This is a genomic window from Cyclobacterium jeungdonense, assembly GCF_010994275.1.
Classification (GTDB): Bacteria; Bacteroidota; Bacteroidia; order Cytophagales; family Cyclobacteriaceae; genus Cyclobacterium; species Cyclobacterium jeungdonense.
This window is the reverse complement of sequence record NZ_WMCD01000002.1, coordinates 562,618-584,534: the sequence shown is the minus strand read 5'-3', so window position 1 is coordinate 584,534 and position 21,917 is coordinate 562,618. Positions and strand designations below refer to the sequence as shown.

The following is a 21,917-nucleotide window of genomic DNA, read 5'->3' as shown; positions in this document are numbered from 1 at the left end:
ATTACCTGCAGAGCAAACTCAAAACTCAGCTCTAAAATTTCATTCCTCTTTTTCATAATCCGATAATCAAACCGTTCTATCATTAAACCATTATTATAAGCCCGCTAAATTTTCCAATTGTGCTTCCAGCAAGTGCAGGTCGACAATGGCAGCGACCAACTTGAACCGGTAATCCAATACCGTACGCTGTATCTCCAGTAAAGCCTCAAAGTCCTGTCCGTTAGTGGCATACTTGTTTGTCAGTAACTCCAGGGTTTGGTTGGCCAGGTTGATCTGTTGTTGGTAAAGGGCTGCCGATCGTTCTGCATTTTCCCAATCGTTAAGCGTTTGACTCCACTCGGATAGTAATTGGTTGCTGGTGTTTTCCCTACGTTGCCGGATGGCTTCCTCCCGATATTCGCTTTCTTGTTCCAGGGCCTTGTATTTTTTTCGAAAAATCGGAAGGCTGATTTTGACCATGGGCATCACCATGTCCCGACCGCCCATTCTCATTCCGTTTTCGGTTCTTGGGCTAAAAGGCATGTAGCTAATCCCTGCGCCCATCATGGGTTTCCCCTTCAATACCTGTAATTCTTTTTGGTACTGCATGGCAGACTCGGCGGCTTCCAGTTGTTTTAACCTGGGGTTTTCACGGGTGATATTTTCCGGGTTTTCCTGACTTCCCCAGGTTAAGGCAGTTGCCTGTAAGGTATCAGGCAAAGATACCTGCTCCCCTGGGTCCCGGTTAAGTAAATGATTAAATGCCTCGATCAGTGCCTCCTGGGAATGATTCAGGTTGGCAAGGTTATTTTCCAATTCATTGATTTCCATTTTTAACCTCAAAACCCCGCTCATACCATCGAATCCCGGCGAAGGGTTTGCTGTACTCCCTTCCGACTGGTATCGGACCAAAGCAAGTCGCTCCAGCCTTCTCAGAATAGCGGTGTGTGCCTCCGTAATCCGGATTTCTTCCTTCTGCCGGTACAGTTGGTACCAGGAAGACTTTACCTGATAGATTAGCTGGTTTTTAGCCTCCCTGAATCCCTGAAAAGTGGCGAGTGCTTGTTGGTTGGCGGCCTCTTTCTGTGTGCTGAGGGTTCCAAACCATGGAAATGGCTGCATGAGTTGCAGGTCCGCATGCTGCCTGCCCATAAGCCGATCCATAGGTCTTGGAAAAATCCCGGCACTTAGTTCCGGATCGGGCAGAGTGCCTGCCTGGGTTTCCATTTCCAAGGCTGCCTGGTAATCCTGATCATAGGCTTTGAGTTCGGGATTGTTTTCGAGTGCGAGCTCCACGTAATCCTCCAGCGTTTGCGCCTGGAGCGTCTGCCCAGCGAACCATGCCAAGATCATCATGCCTCCAAACTTTGTCACCCGGCGCCGCCACCTGCCAGCTACCAACTTCCAATCCCTAACTTTTATATGCTTTTCCATTTTTTCATATGTTTATAATTGTCTTTAAGCGGCCATATGGAATTTCGCATGCTTTATAATCATCCCTCCGTGGGTCGCTTGCGTCATGCTCGATTTCTGCTGATTTGTGATCATTTTGCCTATTATCATCGGTGAATAACCCCCTTTTTTAGTAAAGGATTGGGTTAATTCAAACACCCGCATGGCCAAATCAAATGCCGTACATACACTTCTAAATCTTTTAATTTCTGTACCATCGATAACCATTTTGTTTTGTTAAACCTCTAACCTCCAGCCTCCAATCAAGACTCAGAACCCCCTTCCTGACTGATCTTGCTCTCCGCTCTCCAGCAATACAGCACGGGGACTAGAAACAAGGTAAGCAAGGCGATGGACATACCTCCAAATGCAGGCAGCGCCATGGGAATCATGATATCGGAACCCCGACCTGAAGAGCTGAGTATAGGCAAAAGGGCCAACAGCGTGGTGGAAGTCGTCATAAGGCAGGGCAGTATGCGTTTCTGTCCGGCCTCTAAGACGGCTCGTCGGATTTCCCGAATGCTTTCTGGCTGGTGCTTTTCAAAGCTCTGATCCAGGTAGGTGGCCATGACCACCCCGTCATCTGTGGCAATCCCAAATAAGGCAATAAAACCAACCCAGACCGCCACACTTAAATTGTAGGTCTTCATTTGAAATAACTCACGCATGGAAGTTCCTAATATATCCACGTTCAGAAACCAGTTTTGCCCATATAGCCACAGCATTAGAAATCCACCGGCAAAAGCCAGGGCGATACCCGCAAATACAAACAAAGAAGTGGAAACCGAGCGGAACTGGAAATACAGGATCAGGAAGATGATAATCAGGGAAAGTGGGATGACCAGGGACAGCCGTTTTTCTGCCCGGATCTGGTTTTCGTAGTTGCCTGAAAATTCATACCGAATACCGGGAGGCACTGTTAGCTCACCATTGTCGATTTTTTCCCGCAGGTATTTCTGCGCATCTTCCACCACCGTCACTTCGGCAAATCCCGGCATTTTGTCTAGCAATACATACCCCACTAAAAAGCTGTCCTCGCTTTTGATCATGCCTGGTCCCGGCCGGTAGCTAATGGAAGCTAGTTGATTTAGGGGAAGATAGGCTCCTCCTGGTGTAGGAAAAAGCATGTTTTCGATAGCGGTGGGGTCGTCCCGGTATTCCCGGGCATAGCGTACCCGGATGGGATACCTTTCCCTTCCTTCCACGGTAGTGCTGATCTGCTTACCTCCGATGGCTGTTTCAATGAAATCCTGCACCTCTCCGATATTCAATCCGTACCGGCTAATTTTTTCCCGGTCAATATCAATTTCCAGGTAGGGTTTGCCCACTACCCGATCGGCAAAAACAGCTTCTTTTTTGACAGAGGGCACTTCTTTTAGTAATTTTTCCAATTCGAAACCGAATGCTTCAATGGTTTCCAGATCCGGACCATACACCTTGATTCCCATAGGTGCCCGCATGCCGGTTTGCAGCATGATCAGCCGGGTCTCAATGGGCTGTAGCTTGGGGGAAGAGGTGACGCCGGGAATAGTGACTTTTGCAATGATTTCATCCCAAATATCGTCTGGACTTTGAATTTGTGTTCGCCATTGCCTGAAATAGGCGCCTTTCGGGTCCGGGATGAGCTGGGCAATGGATACTTTTTCAGGGCTGTTGGCTTCCGGATCATACGATTCTCCGTTTTCCAACAAGAACCGGTTATTATCGTCCACCCTGAATCGGAGTCGTTCTCCATTTTCATCGCTGGCGTATTCGCTTTTGTATTGGATGGTGTTTTCAAACATGGTCATGGGAGCCGGGTCAATGGCTGTTTCGGCCCTTCCTGCTTTTCCCACCACCATTTCCACCTCCGGGATGGCGCTGACCAGCATGTCGAGTTTTTGAAGGATTTCCCGGTTGGCCTCCACTCCCGCATGGGGCATGGAGGTAGGCATCAGAAGAAAGGTGCCTTCATCCAGGCTGGGCATAAATTCCTCTCCCAAGCCAGGGAATGTAGCTGTCATGCTTTCCCAGATGGAACTGTTCCGAATATTCCAGCCTACTTTTTCCATGGCCGTTGGTACCAGGAAAAAGGTACGGTCAAAACCAAGCCAAATGGTGAGTCCTGTTACAATAACCAGTAGGGGAGCCATTATAAACCGACCTTTGTTGTCCAGGCACCAGCCAAGTATTCGGGAATAGTAATGCATGAACAGCAAGAATGCGCCCAATACCAAGCCGATGATGATTCCGATAAACAGAAAGTTGGTCAGCAGGCTGCGCGAAACACCCAGGGGCATCCATTCTCCGGCAAGAAGCCAGGCGATGGAAAGCAAGGTGAATCCTACTTTCAGCAAATTCCGCCAGGGTTCTACCTTTTCAGGAAAATAGTAAAGCGCCAGGTTTATCAATCCAAAACCTACCAGCACCCATCCGGCCCAGGACCAAACAAAAATCCAGGTGAGAACCCCGGAAATCAGCAGGATAAAACTGCCTATCCTGGCGGATTTTCCGGTTCCTTTGCGAATGGAAAATATCCAATGGCTAAAAGCCGGCATGATAAGTAAGGTAAAAATAACGGCAGCGATCAGCGCAAAAGTTTTGGTATAAGCGAGGGGACCAAACAATTTTCCTTCTGCTGCTTGGAGGGTAAAAACCGGAAGAAAACTAATAATGGTCGTACTCACCGCCGTGAGTATGGCAGAGGCTACTTCGGTTGTTGCCGTGTAGATTATTTTAAGTTTGGATTCTGCAGGATCGGATTCCCTGAGATGGCGCAGGATGTTTTCATTCAGAATAATGCCCAGGTCCACCATGGTGCCGATGGCAATGGCAATACCGGACAAGGCGACAATATTCGCATCCACATCCAGGTATTTCATAAAAATAAAGCACATCAGGACGGAAAGGGGCAAAAGTGCGGAAATTAGCAGCGAAGCCCGAAGGTTGTACACCATGACCATAATGACCAGAATGGAAATCAAAACCTGAAGGCTGATGGCCTGGTAGAGGGTGCCCAGGGTTTCGTAAATGAGCCCGGTCCGGTCGTAAAACGGAACAATTGTCAATTGGGAAACCCTGCCGTCTTCCAGTGTTTTGCTGGGTAAACTACCGGAGAGTTGTTCTATTTTTTCCTTTACCCCCTGGATCACGGCAAGTGGGTTTTCCCCGTAGCGGGCGATGACCACGCCACCTACCGCTTCTGCGCCTGCTTTGTCAAGGATGCCCGTCATATTCCGGGGTTGGGGACCGATGGTAACCCGGGCCACATCCTGAATACGTATGGGAACATTATCGCTGACTTTTACCACAGCTGCATCCAGATCGCTGAGTTTTTCCACATAGCCCAGGCCACGGACGAAATAGTCCACCTTATTGATTTCAAGGGTATTAGCCCCTACGTCCATGTTGCTGTTTTTTAATGCCTGGACAACATCTATCAGCGTTACGTCGAAGGCCTTTAAGGCCGAGGGGTCCACATCTACCTGGTATTCCTTGATGTAGCCTCCTACCGAAGCCACTTCTGCCACACCCGAAACGCTGCTGAGTGCATAGCGAACGTTGAAATCCTGAACAGCCCGTAATTCATGCAGGTCCCAGCCACCGGCAGGATTGCCTGCTTCATCCCTGCCTTCGAGGGTGTACCAATACACCTGTCCCAATGCCGTGGCATCCGGGCCTAAGCGGGGCTGTACCCCTTCAGGAAGCACGCCTGCAGGCAATGCATTGAGCTTCTCCAATACCCGGGAACGACTCCAGTAAAATTCGATGTCTTCTTCAAAGAGGATATAAATGCTGGAAAACCCAAAAGCGGAGCTGCTACGCACCGTTTTTACGCCAGGAAGACCCAAAAGGGTGGTGGTCAGCGGATAGGTGATCTGGTCTTCTACATCCTGTGGACTGCGGCCCATCCATTCGGTAAAGACGATTTGCTGGTTTTCACCAATATCAGGAATAGCATCTACCGGCACGGGATCACGCGGCAGGAAATCAATCTGCCAGTTGAATGGAGCCGTTGCGATCCCCCAGCCAATGATAAGTAGCAGGAGCAGTACGGTAACCAGCTTGTTCTCTAAAAAGAATTTAATAATTCGATTGAGCATTTTTTTCTAATTTGATGATCGTTGGAAATTGCCGAAAGGGTTCCCTGGATTATAAAGGAAACGGCATGGGAATTCGGGAAGCCGGGATAGAGCATCCAGGCAGGTTTCCGATTACATCAAATTATTAAATAAGGAAGGATTGAATCAGGACCGGGATGTCCCGGGGAAGGAGTGGAGGGATATAAACCTCAATCGCCTCAATAAGCGGTAGTTCAGTGCTGGCGGAAAAGTAGGAGACAAGTAAAGAAAGAGCAGCGACAAGCTCAGGTTGGGTTTTCTGGAAAGCAGCAGTTTTGCTCAATTCGTCTTGCCCTTGCAGGATTCGTTTCTCATCTTCACAGCAATCGTCTTTGCTGCTTTTGTCCGGAAGAGTCGCATGACAGGATTTGCTGTGCATGTCGCAGGCGGGCGCCTGACTCATTAAGCGCACACTTTCCAGTTCTCCCATACAAAGGTGCATGTTGACCGTGAAGCTCATGGAACTAAGCACGACCAACAGGGAAAGGAATAGGGACGCTATGTTTTTCAAGACCTTCATACTACTACCCGATTATCAAATGTACACTATTTTTGATTTTCGAGTGATTAATTACTGGTGACAGCAAATATACCGCTATTTTGATCCAAAAAGTTACGTAATTTTTTCAAATTGTTATAGAGTTACCCATTATTTCAGAAATAGAAGTAGGTATCCCAACCCTTAGGAGGTGAACGGGATACCGGTTCTCCAATTCTTCCAAGTTAAGCCATGATCTTATAGTTGTGGTCTGACTTACAATTCCCCAAACACCTCATCCAGATTTAATTCAAACCCCGTAAGTGCCTGGGAACTTACCCGATTGCCCAGGGTATAGATCAGCAAGCTGCGCTCGTCGGGATGTACCACCCAGTATTCCTTTACACCGGAGGCTTCGTACACCTCGTATTTCAGTTGCAGCTCCTTCTTATTATTTCCCGGAGAGAGGATCTCCACGATAAGGTCCGGGGCACCCACACAGCCTAGCTCGTCCAATTTCTCCGGATTGCATACCACACAAATGTCCGGCTGCACCACGGTATCGATGTCCTCATGCTTTCTGGAGGAAACCGGAAGGCGCACGTCAAAAGGAGCCACGTATACTTTGCAGATCTTTCCTTTTAGGAATTCATACAGTTTATTTGAAAGGACCATAGAAATTTCCTGGTGCACCCTTCTGGGGGCAGCCGCTGCCTGTTTAAAAACCTTTCCCCGGATCAACTCGACCATCTCGTCCAGTTGCCAGGAAAGGTAATCCGCATAGGAAAAGCGTCCATATGCGGAAAAAGGTTCTTTGACTTTATCTGGTGGCTTTTCCATTTTTGGTAAACGAATCAGGGATTGTTTCTAAAGATACTAATATTTGTGCAAATCCGCCATTGGTGCAAGCCTCGATAACCTATTTGAAGGTACACGATTCCCCCTTACCACCTGATCTGCTTTTTATTGCTTAGCATCGAAACTACCAACAGCGGGATTGGTCTTCCTTTTTCGAATAGCGATTTTAAGATTTTCCATCCTAAAAATAGGCAGCTCTGGCGATTAGGAAAGCAAAAATTTAAACTATATATTTAAATATATTTTACATTTTGCCCGGAGTTGGTTTTCAATTATACTAGATTAAAGTGAAGGTAATCACCGTTTTTTTAAGCAAGTGGATGCTGCTAGTGGGGATAGTCCTCACATTTCATTCCTGTGTTAATCGGGAAGAAGAACCTCCTAAAATTGAGATACCTGTCGATACCTATTGGATGTATTCAAGCAATTGTTTGAGGGAGAATTTTGAAATGAATTTTTTAAATCAGCAATATCTCCGGATCACAGACAAAAAAGATTTTGATGTGCTGGTTTCCTGTTCTGTTGAACTTCCTGAGATAGATTTTAATAAATTTTTCCTTTTGGTTGCTAGGATTGAATCTATGAATTATCCCTACTTTAGGGATCAGGGGTTCTATTTAGAAAATGAAACTGAACTTGTATATACAATAAATATTGATCGTTCTGATTTTAACACGATAGGTATTATTTATTGTTTCGGTGTTATTCCCATTGATTTTTCTCAGGATGAGATTAAAGTAAAGGTTTTCGAAAATTAGACTTTTCAAGATCAAGCCAAATGCAGTTTTTACAGGCAATTGGTTGATTTGGGTAGGTATGGTTTTCCATTTGTCGATTCTTGGTGCTTGCCGGGATTACGATGAAACACCCGTCTTTCAGGCCGAAGGGTACTTGATTGGCCACCATCCCTGCCTTCGCGATGCTACAGTAATGACAAGTAAAGGAGAAGGCAAAGGCTATCTGGTTGCAACCATAGGTGCTAACTCGGATACCTTAATGCTGTTTGGGGTACCAACCGATATGTTTGATGTTCCACTGGAATGGCACAGTTCTTTAAGTTACTTTTTCCCAGCAGCGGGTCGAGGCATGTTCAAAATGAGATTTTCCTATCAGAAGTCGCAGGAAAACATTGGTTTGCAATATCCGTGTAACGCTTTTCTTCCTTTGTATCATTTATTGCGGTATGCGGATCCAGAATATATAGTCCTGAAGGCAGCAAAAATCAATTAAGCTCGGATTCGAAAACCTGGATAGGCAACCTGAAAGGATGAATTTTGCGACGGGGCGGGTCCGCTTGAAATGAATTGCCTATTTCGGATTGAATACCCCATTAATCTCAGCGATGGAAATCCCCAATAACTGCCGGGCAATTTCATCCAATGTACCTTCCTCTCCGGTAAAGTGGTAAACATGGTGGAAATGCTCCATGCTTTCGCCCGGAGAAAGAAAGGCAGCGGGTGAAACACTCTCTAATTCGTAAAACGGCCCCATCTGGCTACCATCTTCCAATGGTCCGTCGTTGTAGGCATTAACAGCATCCCCTTTGAAAGGATCGGCTTCGGTGTTCCATTCCTGATTGAGGTAGGGCAATTCCGACGCGATATCGAAGGTAGTAATGGTCAACACCTTGTGGAGGGGGTCGTAGCTGGCGGCCATAGGAAGGGCTCTTTCAGGCGATACGCCCACTTTTCCTCTACGTTGACCATCGGCTTTTAGAAACAAGTAGTTATCGGTGATGGCCATTCTTTCCTCCGGAATCGCTCCGAAATAGTTCGTGGTGAGTCCTTCTTTTGTTTCGTTTGGCTGGAGTGGAAGCACAATGGTGGTTTCGGCACTGGGTTTGAACATATCCAAGACCCAGATGCAGGGAGCTCCGGTTTCTCGGGTCCATGGAAAGTCTCCGGTATTTTGAATGGTATTGATGGTTTCGTAGCCTACCATCTTGATGGAGGTGACATCGGCCGTTATTCCGGTGTTTGCTAAAATTCCTTCCTGTTCCAGAAGGGTAACGGTCCGTTGTATCTTCAATGCAAACTCGGTGCCCTGATAGTTGGTAATCGATGTGGATTTGGCCATGGATACTTCCCTGGGGCCTGCCTCGATTTTTTCCCAGGCTTCGTGGTCGATGGCGGCTGGGGTATGCCAGTTTTCAAATTCCATTTTTTTCCCTGATTCGAAGAATAAAGAGAAGGTATTTCCTTCCGGTCCCAGCCATAGGCGGCTTTCGCCTCCATAGGCATTCATGTGCTTGTCCAGGGGGCCTTCAAATGCTTCGTAGTTTATCCAGCCAAAGCTTTCTCCATCGTCCCCTGCTGCGGTGGAGGTGAAAACCTTACCCTGGTATTTGGGGGATACCAGGACTTTGGCCTGTTTGTCTCCCGTACTCAGCTCTACAAGTTGCGGATCGTATTTTTCTAAAAACGTTTTATCCTGCAAGAAATGAGTCGGCCCTTCTTGCGAGCTCTGATTTTCTTTTTGGCGTTCTGAGCAAGAATGAATACCGATTAAAATGCTGATAAAGGCAAAAGCAAGGAGGGATTTGTTCATTTCGGGTGGATTTTTATTTTTTACCCTCTACTTCAATAATGATTCCGGGTGCATAAAAATCACCCGATTCAGACAGGTAAGAGATAGTTTCGTCATCTTTAGATGACAAGAATAACCAATAATTGTCAATAATTGGCGGCAATTATACTATTTAGATTACCTATCCTTAGGATCAGGGTGGTTTAGAAGTTCTCCCATTTATTATAATTGAATAAAACTGTCTAACCTGAACTTACAACTCTCCAAACACCTCATTCAGATCCAATTCAAACCCAGGAAGAGCCTGTGACCTTATCCGATCCCCAAAAGTAAACAGCCGGGAAGGGCGGTATTTCCCGGTTTCCAGGGTATAGATCAGCAAAGTACGCTCGTCGGGATGTACCACCCAGTATTCCTTCACACCGGAGGTTTCGTACACTTCGTATTTTAGTTGAATCTCTTTCTTGTTATTTCCCGGAGAGAGGATCTCCACGATCAGGTCCGGGGCACCCACGCAGCCCAGTTCATCCAGTTTCTCCGGATCACAGACCACACAGAGATCCGGCTGCACCACGGTATCGATTTTGTCAGGGTCCCTGGAGGAAACGGGTAAACGCACATCAAAAGGAGCAGAAAATACTTCGCAGCGTTTTCCCTGAAGGAAATTACAAATGGGGTTAAAAATTTTCCTGGAGATTCGTTGATGAATAAGCCTGGGCGCTGCTGCCTGTCTGAATACGTTTCCCCGAATCAGCTCCACCATCTCATCCAACTGCCAGGAAAGGTAATCGGCATAGGAATAGTGTCCATAATCGGCAATGGGTTCTTTGACCTTATCTTGGGGCTTTTCCATAGTTGCTATACCAATTAAGAACTGTTTCTAAAGATAACAAGATTTGGGCAAATCCGCCAGGGTTAAAACAAGGATAAGATATTCCGGTATAGGCATTTGGTCATGGCCTTCCCTATCCGTGTAGCGTTATTCAGGATTTTTTCGTCTTAAAAGAAGAGGAGAGAATAATAAGGATAGTAAAAATAAAAACTACATTTTTAAATGTGTTTTTAATCCTTTCTTTTTACAAGGAGGAGGTTGACAATTCAATTTTGACTATAATGAAGAGACTAGTAGTCTTTAAAAGAAAATGGATCGTTTTTTTTGTTATGGTTCATTCTACGCTAATTGTGACCGGTTGTGTTGAAGACATGACTTTACCTCCTCTTGAGGCACAATTCCAACTGCTTGACGTTACAGATAATCCCACTATTTCATTTAAAGAAGGTGAGGATATACTATTTGACTACCGAATAATCAATTCAGGAAATAAGGATGTTACATGGGAAGGTACCAATGATGGATCAATACCCCTATTTCCTGTATTTAAGATTTTAAATAGAAATGATATATCCTTAGTAGGTTCGGTTTATGATCCAAAATTAATCCGTTTTGAGTTAGACCTGGGCCGAACGCTTGCACCCGGTGAGGAGGTTGTCATTAGGGTTACATGGTTAGGAGATTTGGAAAAAACCGAAGTTAACTGGGGTGGCCTGAGCTATCCAGGGAATGTGGCATTACCTAAGGGGGAGTATCGTGTAGAATTTGAGCATATGCTTGAAACCCCAAAATTTGATAATTTCAAGGTTCATGTTTTTTTAGATTTTGAAGTTATATGAAACCAGTTTAAAAGAAGGTGTTTTATATAGAGAAGGAAAATGAAAAGAGTGGTGATTAAATTTTCCTTCTATTTTGAGAGTTGCTTACCTGTATTAAAATCATCGCACCATCATATTATCAGACAAACGGTTCGGCTCTGCTTTCCCAAATCAATTCAGCCTGGGATACTTTAGCTGATTCCGGGGATTACAAATCCCCTCTATCTGTACCACGGAATTACAAATTCCGAGGAGCTGGGCTGTCCTATATTGGTAATGTCAAACCGCAGATGTACAATGCAATCCCACTAAAGTGCTTCGTTAATACGTGCCATCTTACCATGACATGATCAGACCATGCAATAGACAGGCTCAGGTAACCAAGACAAGGTATCCAACCAACAGTGGATCTTACTTGTAAAGCGAGTTCGAATTAAAAACGTACTTAAAACCCAGCTATATCGTCACGGGGAACCCTTTTTGTAGGCTATGGTGTGGCAGTCCCGTTTTACTAAAGATTCCCACGGCTTCCTCCGCACATATCCACTCTGAGAGCCTACCGATGACGTGTTTGTTAAATAACTGAAAATCAACATGATAAAAAACCACATCGTCATCCCGATTTCTGCGTTTAGAAAAAGTTAATTCTACCGATGACGGTTTTATTAAAAAAAGAGGTCGAACTCACGTTTGTAATCAACGTTGACGCCCTGTGTAAAATACCTGAGAAAAACGTCCTACCTGCCAAAGGGTAAAAAATTAAACCCGGTGCAATTTATACGGATACACCCCATCCGCATTCCACTGGCAAACATACAGGTTTTTGTCCCGGTCAAGGCAGACATCGTGGCAATGCCGGAAGACCGGCTGTTCCTGCAATAGAAGCTGTAGTTTTCCGTCCTTATAAATCGGTTCCGTACCTCCCGGATTGGAGATTACCCGGTTTTCCTTATCCAGAATGGTCACAAAGCCCCTATTAAGTTGCATGTTATAATTGCCCTCCGTCATGCCAAAGCAGACCCCGGAATACAGGTTTTCTCCGTCCAGAACCGGTCGGCTGATAAAGGCACCCGGCAAGTAATGTTCTTCCAGATACTCTCCGGAGAGCGAAAAACGCTTGAAGGTATTTTTGATACGGGCAGAAACCAGTAGGGTAGGATCACCGGGAGCCCGGTAATCGATGGCCACCCCGTGTGCCTGTTTGAATTTATCGGGCTGCAGAAAACTGTCGCCCCCAAATTTCCGGATAAATTTTCCCCCCGCGTCGAATTGCAAAATGAATTGCGCCCCGTATCCATCCGCCACGTAGATGTCACCGTTTGGACCGATCGCCGTTTCCGTTGGCCGGTAGGGCATTTTTTCATCGTACGCACCGATTTCAGCCGGGTGTGGCAGTTGCAGTACGACCTGGCCGTCAAGAGTGCATTTGACCACCTTTCCAAGGCCCGTGTCCGTGATATACAAGAACTGTTCGCCTCCTTCATCGGAGAGGGTCAACCCATGGGCGCCCGGAAAATCCAAGGTCCAGCTATCCACCAATCTTCCAGAAGGTTCGTAGATCAGGATGTTGTTTTGGGGATGATCGGTTAGGAGGATCAATCGGTTTTTCTGATCCAGCACCATCTCGTGACAGTTTTTGACCGGAAATCGGCTGGAGTCCGCCTGGCTCCAGTTTTTTTCCACCCGATACCGGAAATCGCCATGGCCCAATACTTCCTCCTCCAGTTTGGGGCGGCTGGGAAGGATATGAAACAGGGGTAGCCCCGAAGCCATAAGCGTGGTGCTTCCTGCGATCGATTGTTGAATAAATTTTCTTCGGCTGCGCATCGTTTTAAGTTAGGCCAAAATATCGTTTACCACCTGGCCGTGAACGTCCGTCAGCCGGAAGCGCCTGCCCTGGTGTTTGAAGGTGAGTTTCTCGTGGTCGATACCCAGTAGGTGAAGCAAGGTGGCCTGAAAATCATGCACGTGAACGGGATTATGGGCTACATTATAGCTGAATTCATCCGTTTCCCCATAGACCATTCCTTTTTTTACCCCTGCTCCGGCCATCCACATGGTAAAACATCCCGGATGGTGGTCACGTCCGTAATTGTCGGCTGTCAATCTGCCTTGTGAAAAGCTGGTGCGCCCAAACTCTCCTCCCCAGACCACCAGGGTATCTTCCAGCAGCCCTCGCTGTTTCAGATCCTGGATCAGTCCGGCCGTAGCCTGATCGGTGCTAAGTGCCTGCCGTTTGATGCCTTTTGGTAAGTTGCCGTGCTGATCCCAACCCATGTGGTACAGTTGAATAAATTTTACGTCCCGTTCGGCCAGCCTCCTGGCCTGAAGGCAATTGGAGGCATAGGTGCCCGGTATTTTGGCATCTTCCCCATATAGTTCGTAGATGTAATCCGGTTCGTTGGAGGTGTCTACGGCATCTGGAACGGAATTCTGCATTTTGTAGGCCATTTCGTACTGGCTGATTTTGGATTGGATTTCCGGGTCCTGCCAGATATCAAATTGCTGCTCGTTCAACTGCCGGATATGGTCCAGGGCCCGTCGCCGGTCATGGTCCTCTACGCCGTGGGGATTGTTGAGGTACAGCACCGGGTCTTTGCCTGAGCGGAACTGTATGCCTTGATGGTGGGAAGGCAGGAATCCATTGCTCCAGGCAGTGGAATTCAGCGGTTGGGCGCCGGAACTTTTGGATAGCAATACCACAAAATTGGGCAGGTTTTCGTTATCACTGCCCAGTCCGTAGCTCAGCCAGGAACCGATGGAGGGTCGGCCACTTAGCTGAGAGCCTGTCTGCATAAACATGACGGCCGGTTCGTGGTTAATGGCTTCGGTAATCATGGATTTGACGATGCAGAGCTCGTCCACTACCTGCGAGGTGTAAGGAAACAAATCGCTTACCCAGGCGCCGGATTGTCCGTATTGCTTGAAATCATAAATGGACTTCACCAGGGGGAAGGTGGATTGATCGGCCACCATGCCCGAGTTTCGCTGGGTTCCTTGTACGGAAGGGGGGATTTCCTTTCCATGCCATTTGGCCAGGGAAGGTTTGTAGTCAAAAGTTTCCAACTGCGAGGGTCCACCCGATTGAAATAGGTAGATCACTCTTTTTGCTTTGGCGGGGAAATGGGTGCCCGTTAATATGCCCCCTGGTCCCGCATCGCCCAAGCCGCTTGCCCAGGAACCCGTTTGTCCCAGCAGGCTGGAAAGGGCGATGGATCCAAATCCCAGGGAGGCTTTTTTTAAGAATCCCCTTCTGCTTTCTCCAAATTCGTTATGGTCGTAAATGCTCATTTTTCCTGTTATCTTAGGGTGTATCCGTCCGTGGTATTCATGATGCCGTTGATTACGGTAGCCAATGCTGCCACCTCAATGGGATCCAGATTAGGGTTGGCGGGGTTGCTCCCGGTGCTTAAATAGGCCAGTGCTTCGTTTCTGTTTTCGGAAAAACGCTCGGTTTCCTCCCTATAAAATTGATGTAAAATCTCTTTTTCTTTTGGATTCGGTTTCCGGCCCGTACTCAATTGAAAAGCGTTTTCCAGTTGTTTTTCTGGCTGGTATTTTTCAATCAGGTTTTCGGCGGTTACCCTTGCTGCTTCCACAAACTGAGGGTCATTCAGCAGCACCAGGGCCTGCAGGGGAGTGCTGGTTTCGGTGCGCTGTACCGTGCATTCTGCCCGATCCCCTACATCAAATATCATCATGGAAGGAGGACCGGAAGTTCTTTTCCAAATGGTGTAAAGGCTCCTGCGGTACAGCCCTTCCCCCGGTTCCTGCAGGTAGCGGTAGCGCCATGATTTGGTGCTGATTTCGTCCCAAAGTCCTTCCGGCTGGTAGGGATAGGCACTTTCACCTCCGATTTTGGGGACCAAAAGCCCGCTTATGGCCAGGGCATTGTCCCGGATCATCTCCGCAGTCATGCGGAAACTGGGCCCCCGGGCTAGTAATAGATTTTCCGGGTCTTTTTCCTGCAATTCCGGACTGGTTTTGGAAGATTGCCTGTAGGTAGCCGACATCGCAATCAGCTTGTGCATTTTTTTGATATCCCAGCCCGATTCACGAAAGGTTACGGCCAGCCAGTCCAATAGCTCCGGATGGCTGGGCATGCTGCCCTGGTTGCCAAAATCATCGGAAGTTTTTACCAGGCCATTTCCAAAATGCATTTGCCAAAGGCGGTTGACAAAAACCCGGGCAGTTAGCGGATTCTGCGGATCCACCAGCCATTGCGCTAAACCCAGTCTGTTTTGTGGGAAATCGGAAGTTTCACTGGGTAACACCGCTTCCGGAACATTGGGATATACCTGTTCGGTTGGGGCACTGTAGGAGCCCCGGTCCAGGATGTAGGTGGGTCTGGGTTCGGGTAAATCCCCCATCACCATGATTTCGGGGATGTCGTTTGTATGTTGCGCCCTTTGTTTCCGGAATTCCAATAATGATTTTCGCAGCTTCTCTGCCTTTTCGTTTGCTGATTTAAAAACATGCTTGCTTATCAGTTCTCGCTCAGCGGCATTTTGCGGGTCTTCGGCCAGGGTTTTTGCTTTACCCGGGTCATTGGCAAATTGAACCTCCAAAGCAGTCAATTCACGGTTATAAATTTTCAACTCATCGAGTCCTCCGTTTAAGAAGGTTTTCATCTTGTCCCGAACGCCCAGAACAAAGCCTCTAAAGCCATAGGTATGGATATCCGGTTCAAATAGGATGGACTTGTAAATGTGATCTGCTTCTACGGTTACCGGCACTTTTTTTCCGTCTACATACAAGCCAATGCCTGCCGCTTTGCCCATGCCATCATAAGTAATGCTGATATCAGACCATTTTTTTACAGGGATTGGTTCCTTGCTTTTTACCTGAAGGGCATTGCTGGGCCAGCTGAATGCCATGATAAAATTCAGCTTGTTGTCTTCCAGGAACAAGGAGTAACCTTTTAATCCCAACCGGATATCCTCGCAATGGGTAAATAAAACCGCTTCCTTATACAAGGTATCCGGGTATACGGAGAGGGATACCGTAAAGGGGTCTGTCTGGTCAAACCAGCCCACTTTATCAGGAAGGGAGAGCGTGGTAAAATCGTTGATAAAGACACCTTTTCCTTGTACTCCTTCAGCGATATCGGGCTCGCGAATCAGCGCGGGGCCGGAATTTCCGGACCAGCCGGAATCTTTAAAGGACTTGCCATCTGGCTGGGGCGTTAATTTATCAAAATTGTAGTGGGCAACCAGGCCCTGGGTTTGCAGTTGCTTTAGACCCGCCTGCAGGGCTTCGGGACCAGGCCGCCTGTCCTGCGGGGCCGTTTTGGCCAATTCCTGCAGCTCGGATTCCTTGGTGCGAATTTGCTTGTCCAGGTAGTCTAAAAGTTTATCCTGCTCCTCATTGGTCAACAGCAGGGAAGGACCGGGTACCTGTCCCGGGCCATATACGGCAGTACCTATCTCATTGGTACTGTTAAAAAAGGCGGAAAATTCATAATATTCCTTCTGGCTGATGGGGTCGTATTTGTGATCGTGGCAACGGGCACACTCCATACTCAGACCCAGTATGGCTTTACCAACGGTGTTGGTTCGGTCTGCCACATATTCGGCACGGTACTCTTCGAAGACGATCCCGGCCTCTGAATTTCTTTTATGAAGTCTGTTGAAAGCTGTGGCCAGGATGCTCTCCTGACTAGGATTTTCAATCAGGTCCCCGGCCAATTGCCAGGTCACGAATTGGTCATAGGGCATGTTTTGGTTAAAAGCCTCGATCACCCAATCGCGGTAGGGGCTGAAATCCCGGTGTTTGTCATCCAGGTAGCCGTCAGAATCGGCATACCGGGCCACGTCCATCCAGTCCGCTGCCATGCGCTCGCCGTAGGCAGGGGAGGCGAGTAGCCGGTCCACCAGTTTTTCATAAGCATCTGCTGAAGTATTCGAAACGAATTGCTCAATTTCCTCCAGGCTAGGGGGAAGCCCGGTCAGGTCAAAGCTCAGGCGACGGATCAACATCTCCTTGCTGGCTATGGGGGCCGGTTGGAGTTTCGAAGCTTTAAGCTTGTCAGCTACAAAGCCATCGATCTCATTGATTTCCCAGCCGCCTGTATCGGGTTGGGAATTACTTGTTATCTCCGGGGGGATAAAGGACCAGTGAGGCTTGTATTGGGCGCCTTGCTCGATCCATTTGGTCAGGGTGGCTATTTCTTCGGTACTGAGGCTTAGGTTGGAATCTGGAGGAGGCATAACCAGTTCCTTGTCCTCCGACAAAATACGGTTTACCAGTTCACTCTTTCCCGGTTTTCCGGGAACAATGGCATGATTTCGGGAATTGCTTTTCAGTGCGGCAAAGGCAAATTCTTCCATATCCAACCGAAGGTCAGCTTCCTGATTAGCCGCATCGGGGCCATGGCAGGCAAAACACTTATCCGATAGGATGGGCTTGACATGGTAATTGAAATCAATGGCTTCGGGTAGCTCTTCGTAGACCTCTTGAATCCGTTCCGGTTTTTCCCAGGCACAGCTTACCCAGCAAAGGGATAATCCAAGGAGCGGCAAAAAGTTTTTGAAGAATGTACGATTCATAATGACTTGGTATTTGAACAAGGTTTTCTTCTTTTGGGCATTCTCCAAATATAATTGGAAAAAGCTGCAGTTTGCAAGGTAAAAAACCGTTTTGTTAACTGTTAAAGTTATTGATTATCTTTAAGAAATAAAAGAAAAGTACGGGATGGAGAAGGCTGTTTTTCTGGAACTTACCGAAAAAATTATCAGTAGCAAGGGGTTTGGGCGATCAAATACCTATGCCAACTTGTTGCGGTTTTTGGTGCGCTGTTCCCTTGACAACGATGCGCCCAAAGAGACAGTTATTGCGGCAGAGGTCTTTGGTAAACCGGATTTTGATCCTTCGGAAAGTACCCTGATTCGGGTGTATGCCTACAAACTGCGGGAAAAATTGGAAAATTATTATGCTACGGAAGGGAGCAGGGATTCTTACCGTTTGAGCATACCCAAGGGGAGTTACGGTATCGTATTTGAAAAAGCGGAGCATCATTCGGGCCTTTTGCGCCTGGTTCAAAAGAAAACCGTTCGGCTCGGCTTGATCGTTGTAGTCTTTGTAGGTGTGTTGTTGGTCGCTTGGTTTCAGCTGGGGCAGGACAAGGACAGCCCGCTACGGGAAAGCGCCTGGTCGGATTTAGTCAGCAACGGTTTTCCGACGGCGGTATTTTTAGGTGACCTTTTTATCTACCTGGAGGAGGATAGTTTGACCGGGATGAGCCGAACTATCCGAGATCCCGATATCAACGGCCTGTCCGATTTTGCCTCCTTTCGGATGGATGACCGCCGGGAGGGCGTGCAAACCACCGCCTTGTCTTATGGCCTGCTCATTCGGGGCAGCGTGCAATGGATCAAGGAACTAACCCGGATGTTTGATTCGGCTGGCCATTTCTTTTCCATTCGTACCATCTCCCGGTTCAATCCCAAGGAGTTGCAGGACCAGAATTTTGTAGTAGTGGGCATGCTGAAAACACTTGGCATGTTTAAAGATTACTTTAAATACTCGCGTTTTGCCTACGACGAAACGGAAGAGGCATTGGTACTTAGAGAGGGTGAATCAACTGAAAGGCGGGTTTTTTCTCCCACCGGCGATCCGGATGGCTACCATACCGATTATGGATTCATGGCCAAATTTCCCGGGCCAAACCAAAATACCATTTACCTATTTGGAGGTCTTTGGGATACCGGGGCCACGCAAAGTCTCAAAAATTTCACCGATGCGGCACTGCGGGAATCAATTGAAGGTGAAATCGCTGATCAACTGGGGGAAGTACCTCCCTACTTTGAGGTGCTTTTTGAAGTTTCGGGAATTGATCGCACCGAGCTCAGCACCAAATTGATCCATGTGTTTCCACTGGAGGAGCCGGCATCGTTCTGGGTAGATCCGGGTGGTGAGGTCCTAAACCGTTGAGGTCTTCGAGACCTCGACGGTTTTTTTCGTGTACGTTCTGCTGAAAGACCTTCTGGGTTGGAAAAACCCCAAAGGTCATAATCTTTGAAGTATTCCCCTACCAGGAAATATCCATCCGAACAAACCCCATCTCGTCCTCAATATTTTCAAAGAGCCACAGCTTACCGTCTTTGGCAAAATGAAAGGGAGGATAGTTGTTGATTTCAGGAAGCTCGCCTTCACTAATCGGATTGAAGTCCTTGTCCAACACCGTCAGGTAAACGTTCGCCCCACTGGTTTCCGCATCATTCTTCCCTCTGGAATGGGCTGGGAATCATCAAATTTCATACGAAAAGCCAAGCGATAATACACTTGCTTTTGCTCGTCCCAAACCGGACCGAGGTAATTGATGTCGGACTGAATTTTTTCGTGAACATTTCGCATTTCGCTCTGACTACTGACTTCCGCCGGATATTCTCCGCTCTTTTCCGGCGGCAGGAGTTCGCTGGTATAGCTTACTAATCGGAATTCTTCGGCTTCCGGATCCAATACGTACAGTTTGTGGCTGACACCTGTTCCAAAAATTATCCGCCCTGCTTCTTTTTGACCGAAGCGATGAGTGCCCAGCCCCATCATCATTTCGCCATCGTTCAACATGACTTCAAATTTGGAGGCTTTTTCGATTTCCGGAACCTCGAACTTTTTGAGTTGATTTTGTTCCCGGTTCAGAAGTACCAGTTTCGCCGTTTTTTTCTCCCAATTTGTCACCAATCCGGTAAAGCGATTCCCGTCGGTAGAAATACTCAGGGGTAGTTGCACGTAATCCCCTTCCTCCAGCTTGTCGGTATCGGTTCCAATTTTCGAGAAATCAAATTGACTTATCTTTTTCCCCTCCTGATCTACAATATTGTCCTGGCGGTAGGCACTTATCAAAAAACGATCGGCCCCAATCAGGTCTAATCCGATGAAATTGCTTCCTACCCCATTAGGCCCCTCTTTATCCAGGGTGATTTTGCTGACAAATTTCAGTTCGTCCAGATCGATTTTCTCGATGGTGTATTCCTGAAAATTAAAATTATACAAGTATTTTTTATCCGGACCCAGTTTGGCAGGCCGTAGGCCCCAATTTAAAAAAAGGATTTCTTCCCCGGGATGGACCATCACCGTGTCCATCTTCAAGGTGAATTGGTCTCCGGAATTGGATTGGTTTTCGGAGGACTGACAGGCAGCGAGGGCTATAAACAGTCCGAAAATTAAGAAGTATTTCATCGGCACCTAGATTTGAGACTAAAAAATTAGCCGATAAAATTTAAATTTCCTAAGGAATTAGGAGAATTTTTTTATTTATCCCCGGGCATCTTGGTAAAGGTAAGTACCAGTTTGTTCCCCTCATCCCGCAACTCCAGCGTATCCCCTTCTATCTGGTAGTGTCGCACCTGTTCCAGATAGGCGAAAAAGAAATTTTCTGCCTGCATTTCGTCCTGACAGTATTTTTGGGTTCTGCCTATTTTTCCAAGCTCCAGCCGGTTTCCGGTTTTTAGCTCGTATACGCCGAAAAAGTTATTGCAGCCTCCATACCCGTGCAGGCGGTTGCTTTCTTCCTCCAGAAAAACAAAGATATCACCGTGGTTCCAGTCTTCATCCGGGAATTTTTCCATATCGGTGAGTACCCATTTTGCATCAAGCAACGGATGGTCTGTTTTGGAAACGACTTTTTTCAAGACGTAGTTAGCTGCCAAATCTCCGGTGATTCGCTTTCCTTCCCTATCAAGATGAAAAAGCTGATTTTCACCGACCAGGTACTGATTCGGAACATCCTCTATTCCGCTTAACGTGATGGTATTGCCTGCTTGATTCCACTCAAAGCTTCCTTCCTGCCGATATTCTCGGTCACTTTTTCCCAGATACTGGTAGACCTTCACGAATTTTCCATTCCGAGTCAGGCTGATGGAGGTAGCGATTCCTTCGCAATCCGCGCAGGGAAGGGTGCCCTCATAAGTACCTTCCCAGTCCAGGGAGTTGGCACTGGTATCGCCGGTGACAGGGGATTGCTGGGTTTTGCAGCCCTGTACACTCCAGCCTAAACCCGCCAAAAGAAGCAAAAATAGGAGTTTTTTCATGTGTTTATAATTTTCTTTTATTGGTCAGATAGCCTGTCCCGATATTTAATCGGGAGAATCTCGCATGATTGATAATCATCCCTCCGTGAGTCGCTTGCGTCATGCTCGATTTCATGAGTTAATCTGACATAATTGACGACTGGATTTACGAATTAGTTATCAATTTAGATGTGTTTTCAGGAAAAAATGTCGGGATCCAACGGTCTGGTTTGGGGTCAACTTTCCAGTCCCTGGGTCTTGTTTACCAGGTCCCAGAGGGCAATGCCTATGGAGACGGAGATGTTTAGGGAATGCTTGGTACCCAATTGCGGGATCTCCAGTACCTGATCCGCATGTTCCAGGACTTCCTCTTCCACACCAAACACCTCATTGCCAAAAACCAGGGCATAGGCCTGATCGGGTTTGGGTTGGAAGCGATTTAGAGGGAGGCTATGGGAGGCTTGTTCCAGCACGCAAATCTGGTATCCGGATCTGCGGAGTTCCCGTACAAGATCCAGGGTGTTTTCCTGGTATTCCCAGGATACCGACTCGGTGGCGCCCAGGGCGGTTTTGTGAATTTCCCGGTGAGGAGGGGTGCCGGTAATGCCACAGAGGTAAATTTTTTCTACTAAAAAAGCATCTGCTGTTCGAAAGGCGGAGCCCACGTTATTCAGGCTGCGAACATTGTCCAGAATCAATACGATGGGGTTTTTAGCTGCTTTCTTGAATGCCTCGACGGATAGCCGGTCAAGTTCATCCATGCTTCGTTTTCTCATGTTCGGATGGTGTTTGGGCTGCAAAGATAGGGGTTATCCGAAATAGTAGAAAGTCCTAATTTCGGAGCGGTATTTTTGTTTATGGGAA

General features: G+C 47.3%; 17 protein-coding genes. 4 read left to right on the top strand and 13 right to left on the bottom strand.

What is annotated here, in order from left to right:
- Positions 1 to 93: 93 nt before the first annotated feature.
- The 4 genes from GKS34_RS07430 to GKS34_RS07415 all read right to left on the bottom strand — a co-directional run bounded on the left by GKS34_RS07430 (position 94) and on the right by GKS34_RS07415 (position 6,849).
- Positions 94 to 1,413, bottom strand: a complete 1,320-nt coding sequence (locus GKS34_RS07430; RefSeq protein ID WP_163384165.1) for a TolC family protein — start codon at positions 1,411 to 1,413, stop codon at positions 94 to 96.
- A gap of 281 nt (positions 1,414 to 1,694) precedes the next feature.
- A complete protein-coding gene (locus GKS34_RS07425; protein ID WP_163384164.1) occupies positions 1,695 to 5,513 on the bottom strand; it encodes an efflux RND transporter permease subunit in 3,819 nt (1,272 codons plus the stop codon).
- Positions 5,514 to 5,637: 124 nt separating this feature from the next.
- On the bottom strand, positions 5,638 to 6,051 hold the full coding sequence (locus GKS34_RS07420; protein WP_163384163.1) for an HYC_CC_PP family protein: 414 nt from the start codon (positions 6,049 to 6,051) through the stop codon (positions 5,638 to 5,640).
- Between the two features lie 234 nt (positions 6,052 to 6,285).
- Positions 6,286 to 6,849 carry a Uma2 family endonuclease gene (locus tag GKS34_RS07415; RefSeq protein WP_163384162.1) on the bottom strand — a complete coding sequence of 188 codons (564 nt, stop codon included), beginning with the start codon at positions 6,847 to 6,849 and terminating at the stop codon, positions 6,286 to 6,288.
- Positions 6,850 to 7,154: 305 nt separating this feature from the next.
- Between GKS34_RS07415 and GKS34_RS07410 the strand changes: the two genes are divergently transcribed.
- Together GKS34_RS07410 and GKS34_RS07405 are read left to right on the top strand one after the other, a co-directional pair.
- A complete protein-coding gene (locus tag GKS34_RS07410; protein ID WP_163384161.1) occupies positions 7,155 to 7,625 on the top strand; it encodes a hypothetical protein in 471 nt (156 codons plus the stop codon).
- Positions 7,626 to 7,683: 58 nt separating this feature from the next.
- The gene (locus GKS34_RS07405) at positions 7,684 to 8,097 is read left to right on the top strand and encodes a hypothetical protein (protein WP_163384160.1); all 414 of its coding nucleotides are present in this window, start codon (positions 7,684 to 7,686) and stop codon (positions 8,095 to 8,097) included.
- Positions 8,098 to 8,175: 78 nt separating this feature from the next.
- Here GKS34_RS07405 and GKS34_RS07400 read toward each other — a convergent pair whose 3' ends face one another.
- Positions 8,176 to 9,414 (bottom strand): DUF6786 family protein, encoded by a 1,239-nt coding sequence (locus tag GKS34_RS07400; protein ID WP_163384159.1) that lies wholly within the window; start codon positions 9,412 to 9,414, stop codon positions 8,176 to 8,178.
- Between the two features lie 232 nt (positions 9,415 to 9,646).
- Complete coding sequence (locus tag GKS34_RS07395) at positions 9,647 to 10,246, bottom strand: Uma2 family endonuclease (RefSeq protein ID WP_163384158.1); 600 nt, start codon at positions 10,244 to 10,246, stop codon at positions 9,647 to 9,649.
- 260 nt (positions 10,247 to 10,506) lie between these two features.
- Here GKS34_RS07395 and GKS34_RS07390 point away from each other — a divergent pair, with 260 nt between their 5' ends.
- On the top strand, positions 10,507 to 11,064 hold the full coding sequence (locus GKS34_RS07390) for a hypothetical protein (RefSeq protein ID WP_163384157.1): 558 nt from the start codon (positions 10,507 to 10,509) through the stop codon (positions 11,062 to 11,064).
- Positions 11,065 to 11,802: 738 nt separating this feature from the next.
- Here the strand turns inward: GKS34_RS07390 and GKS34_RS07385 are convergent.
- Genes GKS34_RS07385 through GKS34_RS07375 form a run of 3 tightly spaced genes read right to left on the bottom strand, consistent with a single transcriptional unit; the run spans position 11,803 to position 17,591 of the window.
- On the bottom strand, positions 11,803 to 12,870 hold the full coding sequence (locus GKS34_RS07385) for an NHL repeat-containing protein (RefSeq protein ID WP_163384156.1): 1,068 nt from the start codon (positions 12,868 to 12,870) through the stop codon (positions 11,803 to 11,805).
- Positions 12,871 to 12,879: 9 nt separating this feature from the next.
- Positions 12,880 to 14,334, bottom strand: coding sequence for a DUF1501 domain-containing protein (locus GKS34_RS07380; RefSeq protein ID WP_163384155.1), 1,455 nt, complete (start codon positions 14,332 to 14,334; stop codon positions 12,880 to 12,882).
- Positions 14,335 to 14,342: 8 nt separating this feature from the next.
- Positions 14,343 to 17,591 carry a DUF1553 domain-containing protein gene (locus GKS34_RS07375; RefSeq protein WP_163384154.1) on the bottom strand — a complete coding sequence of 1,083 codons (3,249 nt, stop codon included), beginning with the start codon at positions 17,589 to 17,591 and terminating at the stop codon, positions 14,343 to 14,345.
- A 145-nt stretch (positions 17,592 to 17,736) separates the two neighbouring features.
- Between GKS34_RS07375 and GKS34_RS07370 the strand changes: the two genes are divergently transcribed.
- Positions 17,737 to 18,975 (top strand): hypothetical protein, encoded by a 1,239-nt coding sequence (locus GKS34_RS07370; protein ID WP_163384153.1) that lies wholly within the window; start codon positions 17,737 to 17,739, stop codon positions 18,973 to 18,975.
- A gap of 97 nt (positions 18,976 to 19,072) precedes the next feature.
- Here GKS34_RS07370 and GKS34_RS07365 read toward each other — a convergent pair whose 3' ends face one another.
- From GKS34_RS07365 to GKS34_RS07350, 4 genes are all read right to left on the bottom strand, one after another.
- Positions 19,073 to 19,222 carry a hypothetical protein gene (locus tag GKS34_RS07365; protein ID WP_163384152.1) on the bottom strand — a complete coding sequence of 50 codons (150 nt, stop codon included), beginning with the start codon at positions 19,220 to 19,222 and terminating at the stop codon, positions 19,073 to 19,075.
- 5 nt (positions 19,223 to 19,227) lie between these two features.
- Entirely contained in the window at positions 19,228 to 20,223 is a 996-nt protein-coding gene (locus GKS34_RS07360; protein ID WP_163384151.1) for a DUF4221 family protein, read from the bottom strand.
- Positions 20,224 to 20,294: 71 nt separating this feature from the next.
- Positions 20,295 to 21,074: a copper resistance protein NlpE N-terminal domain-containing protein gene (locus GKS34_RS07355; protein WP_163384150.1), complete on the bottom strand. Its 780-nt coding sequence runs from the start codon at positions 21,072 to 21,074 to the stop codon at positions 20,295 to 20,297.
- A gap of 215 nt (positions 21,075 to 21,289) precedes the next feature.
- On the bottom strand, positions 21,290 to 21,829 hold the full coding sequence (locus GKS34_RS07350; protein WP_163384149.1) for an RNA methyltransferase: 540 nt from the start codon (positions 21,827 to 21,829) through the stop codon (positions 21,290 to 21,292).
- Positions 21,830 to 21,917 lie beyond the last annotated feature (88 nt).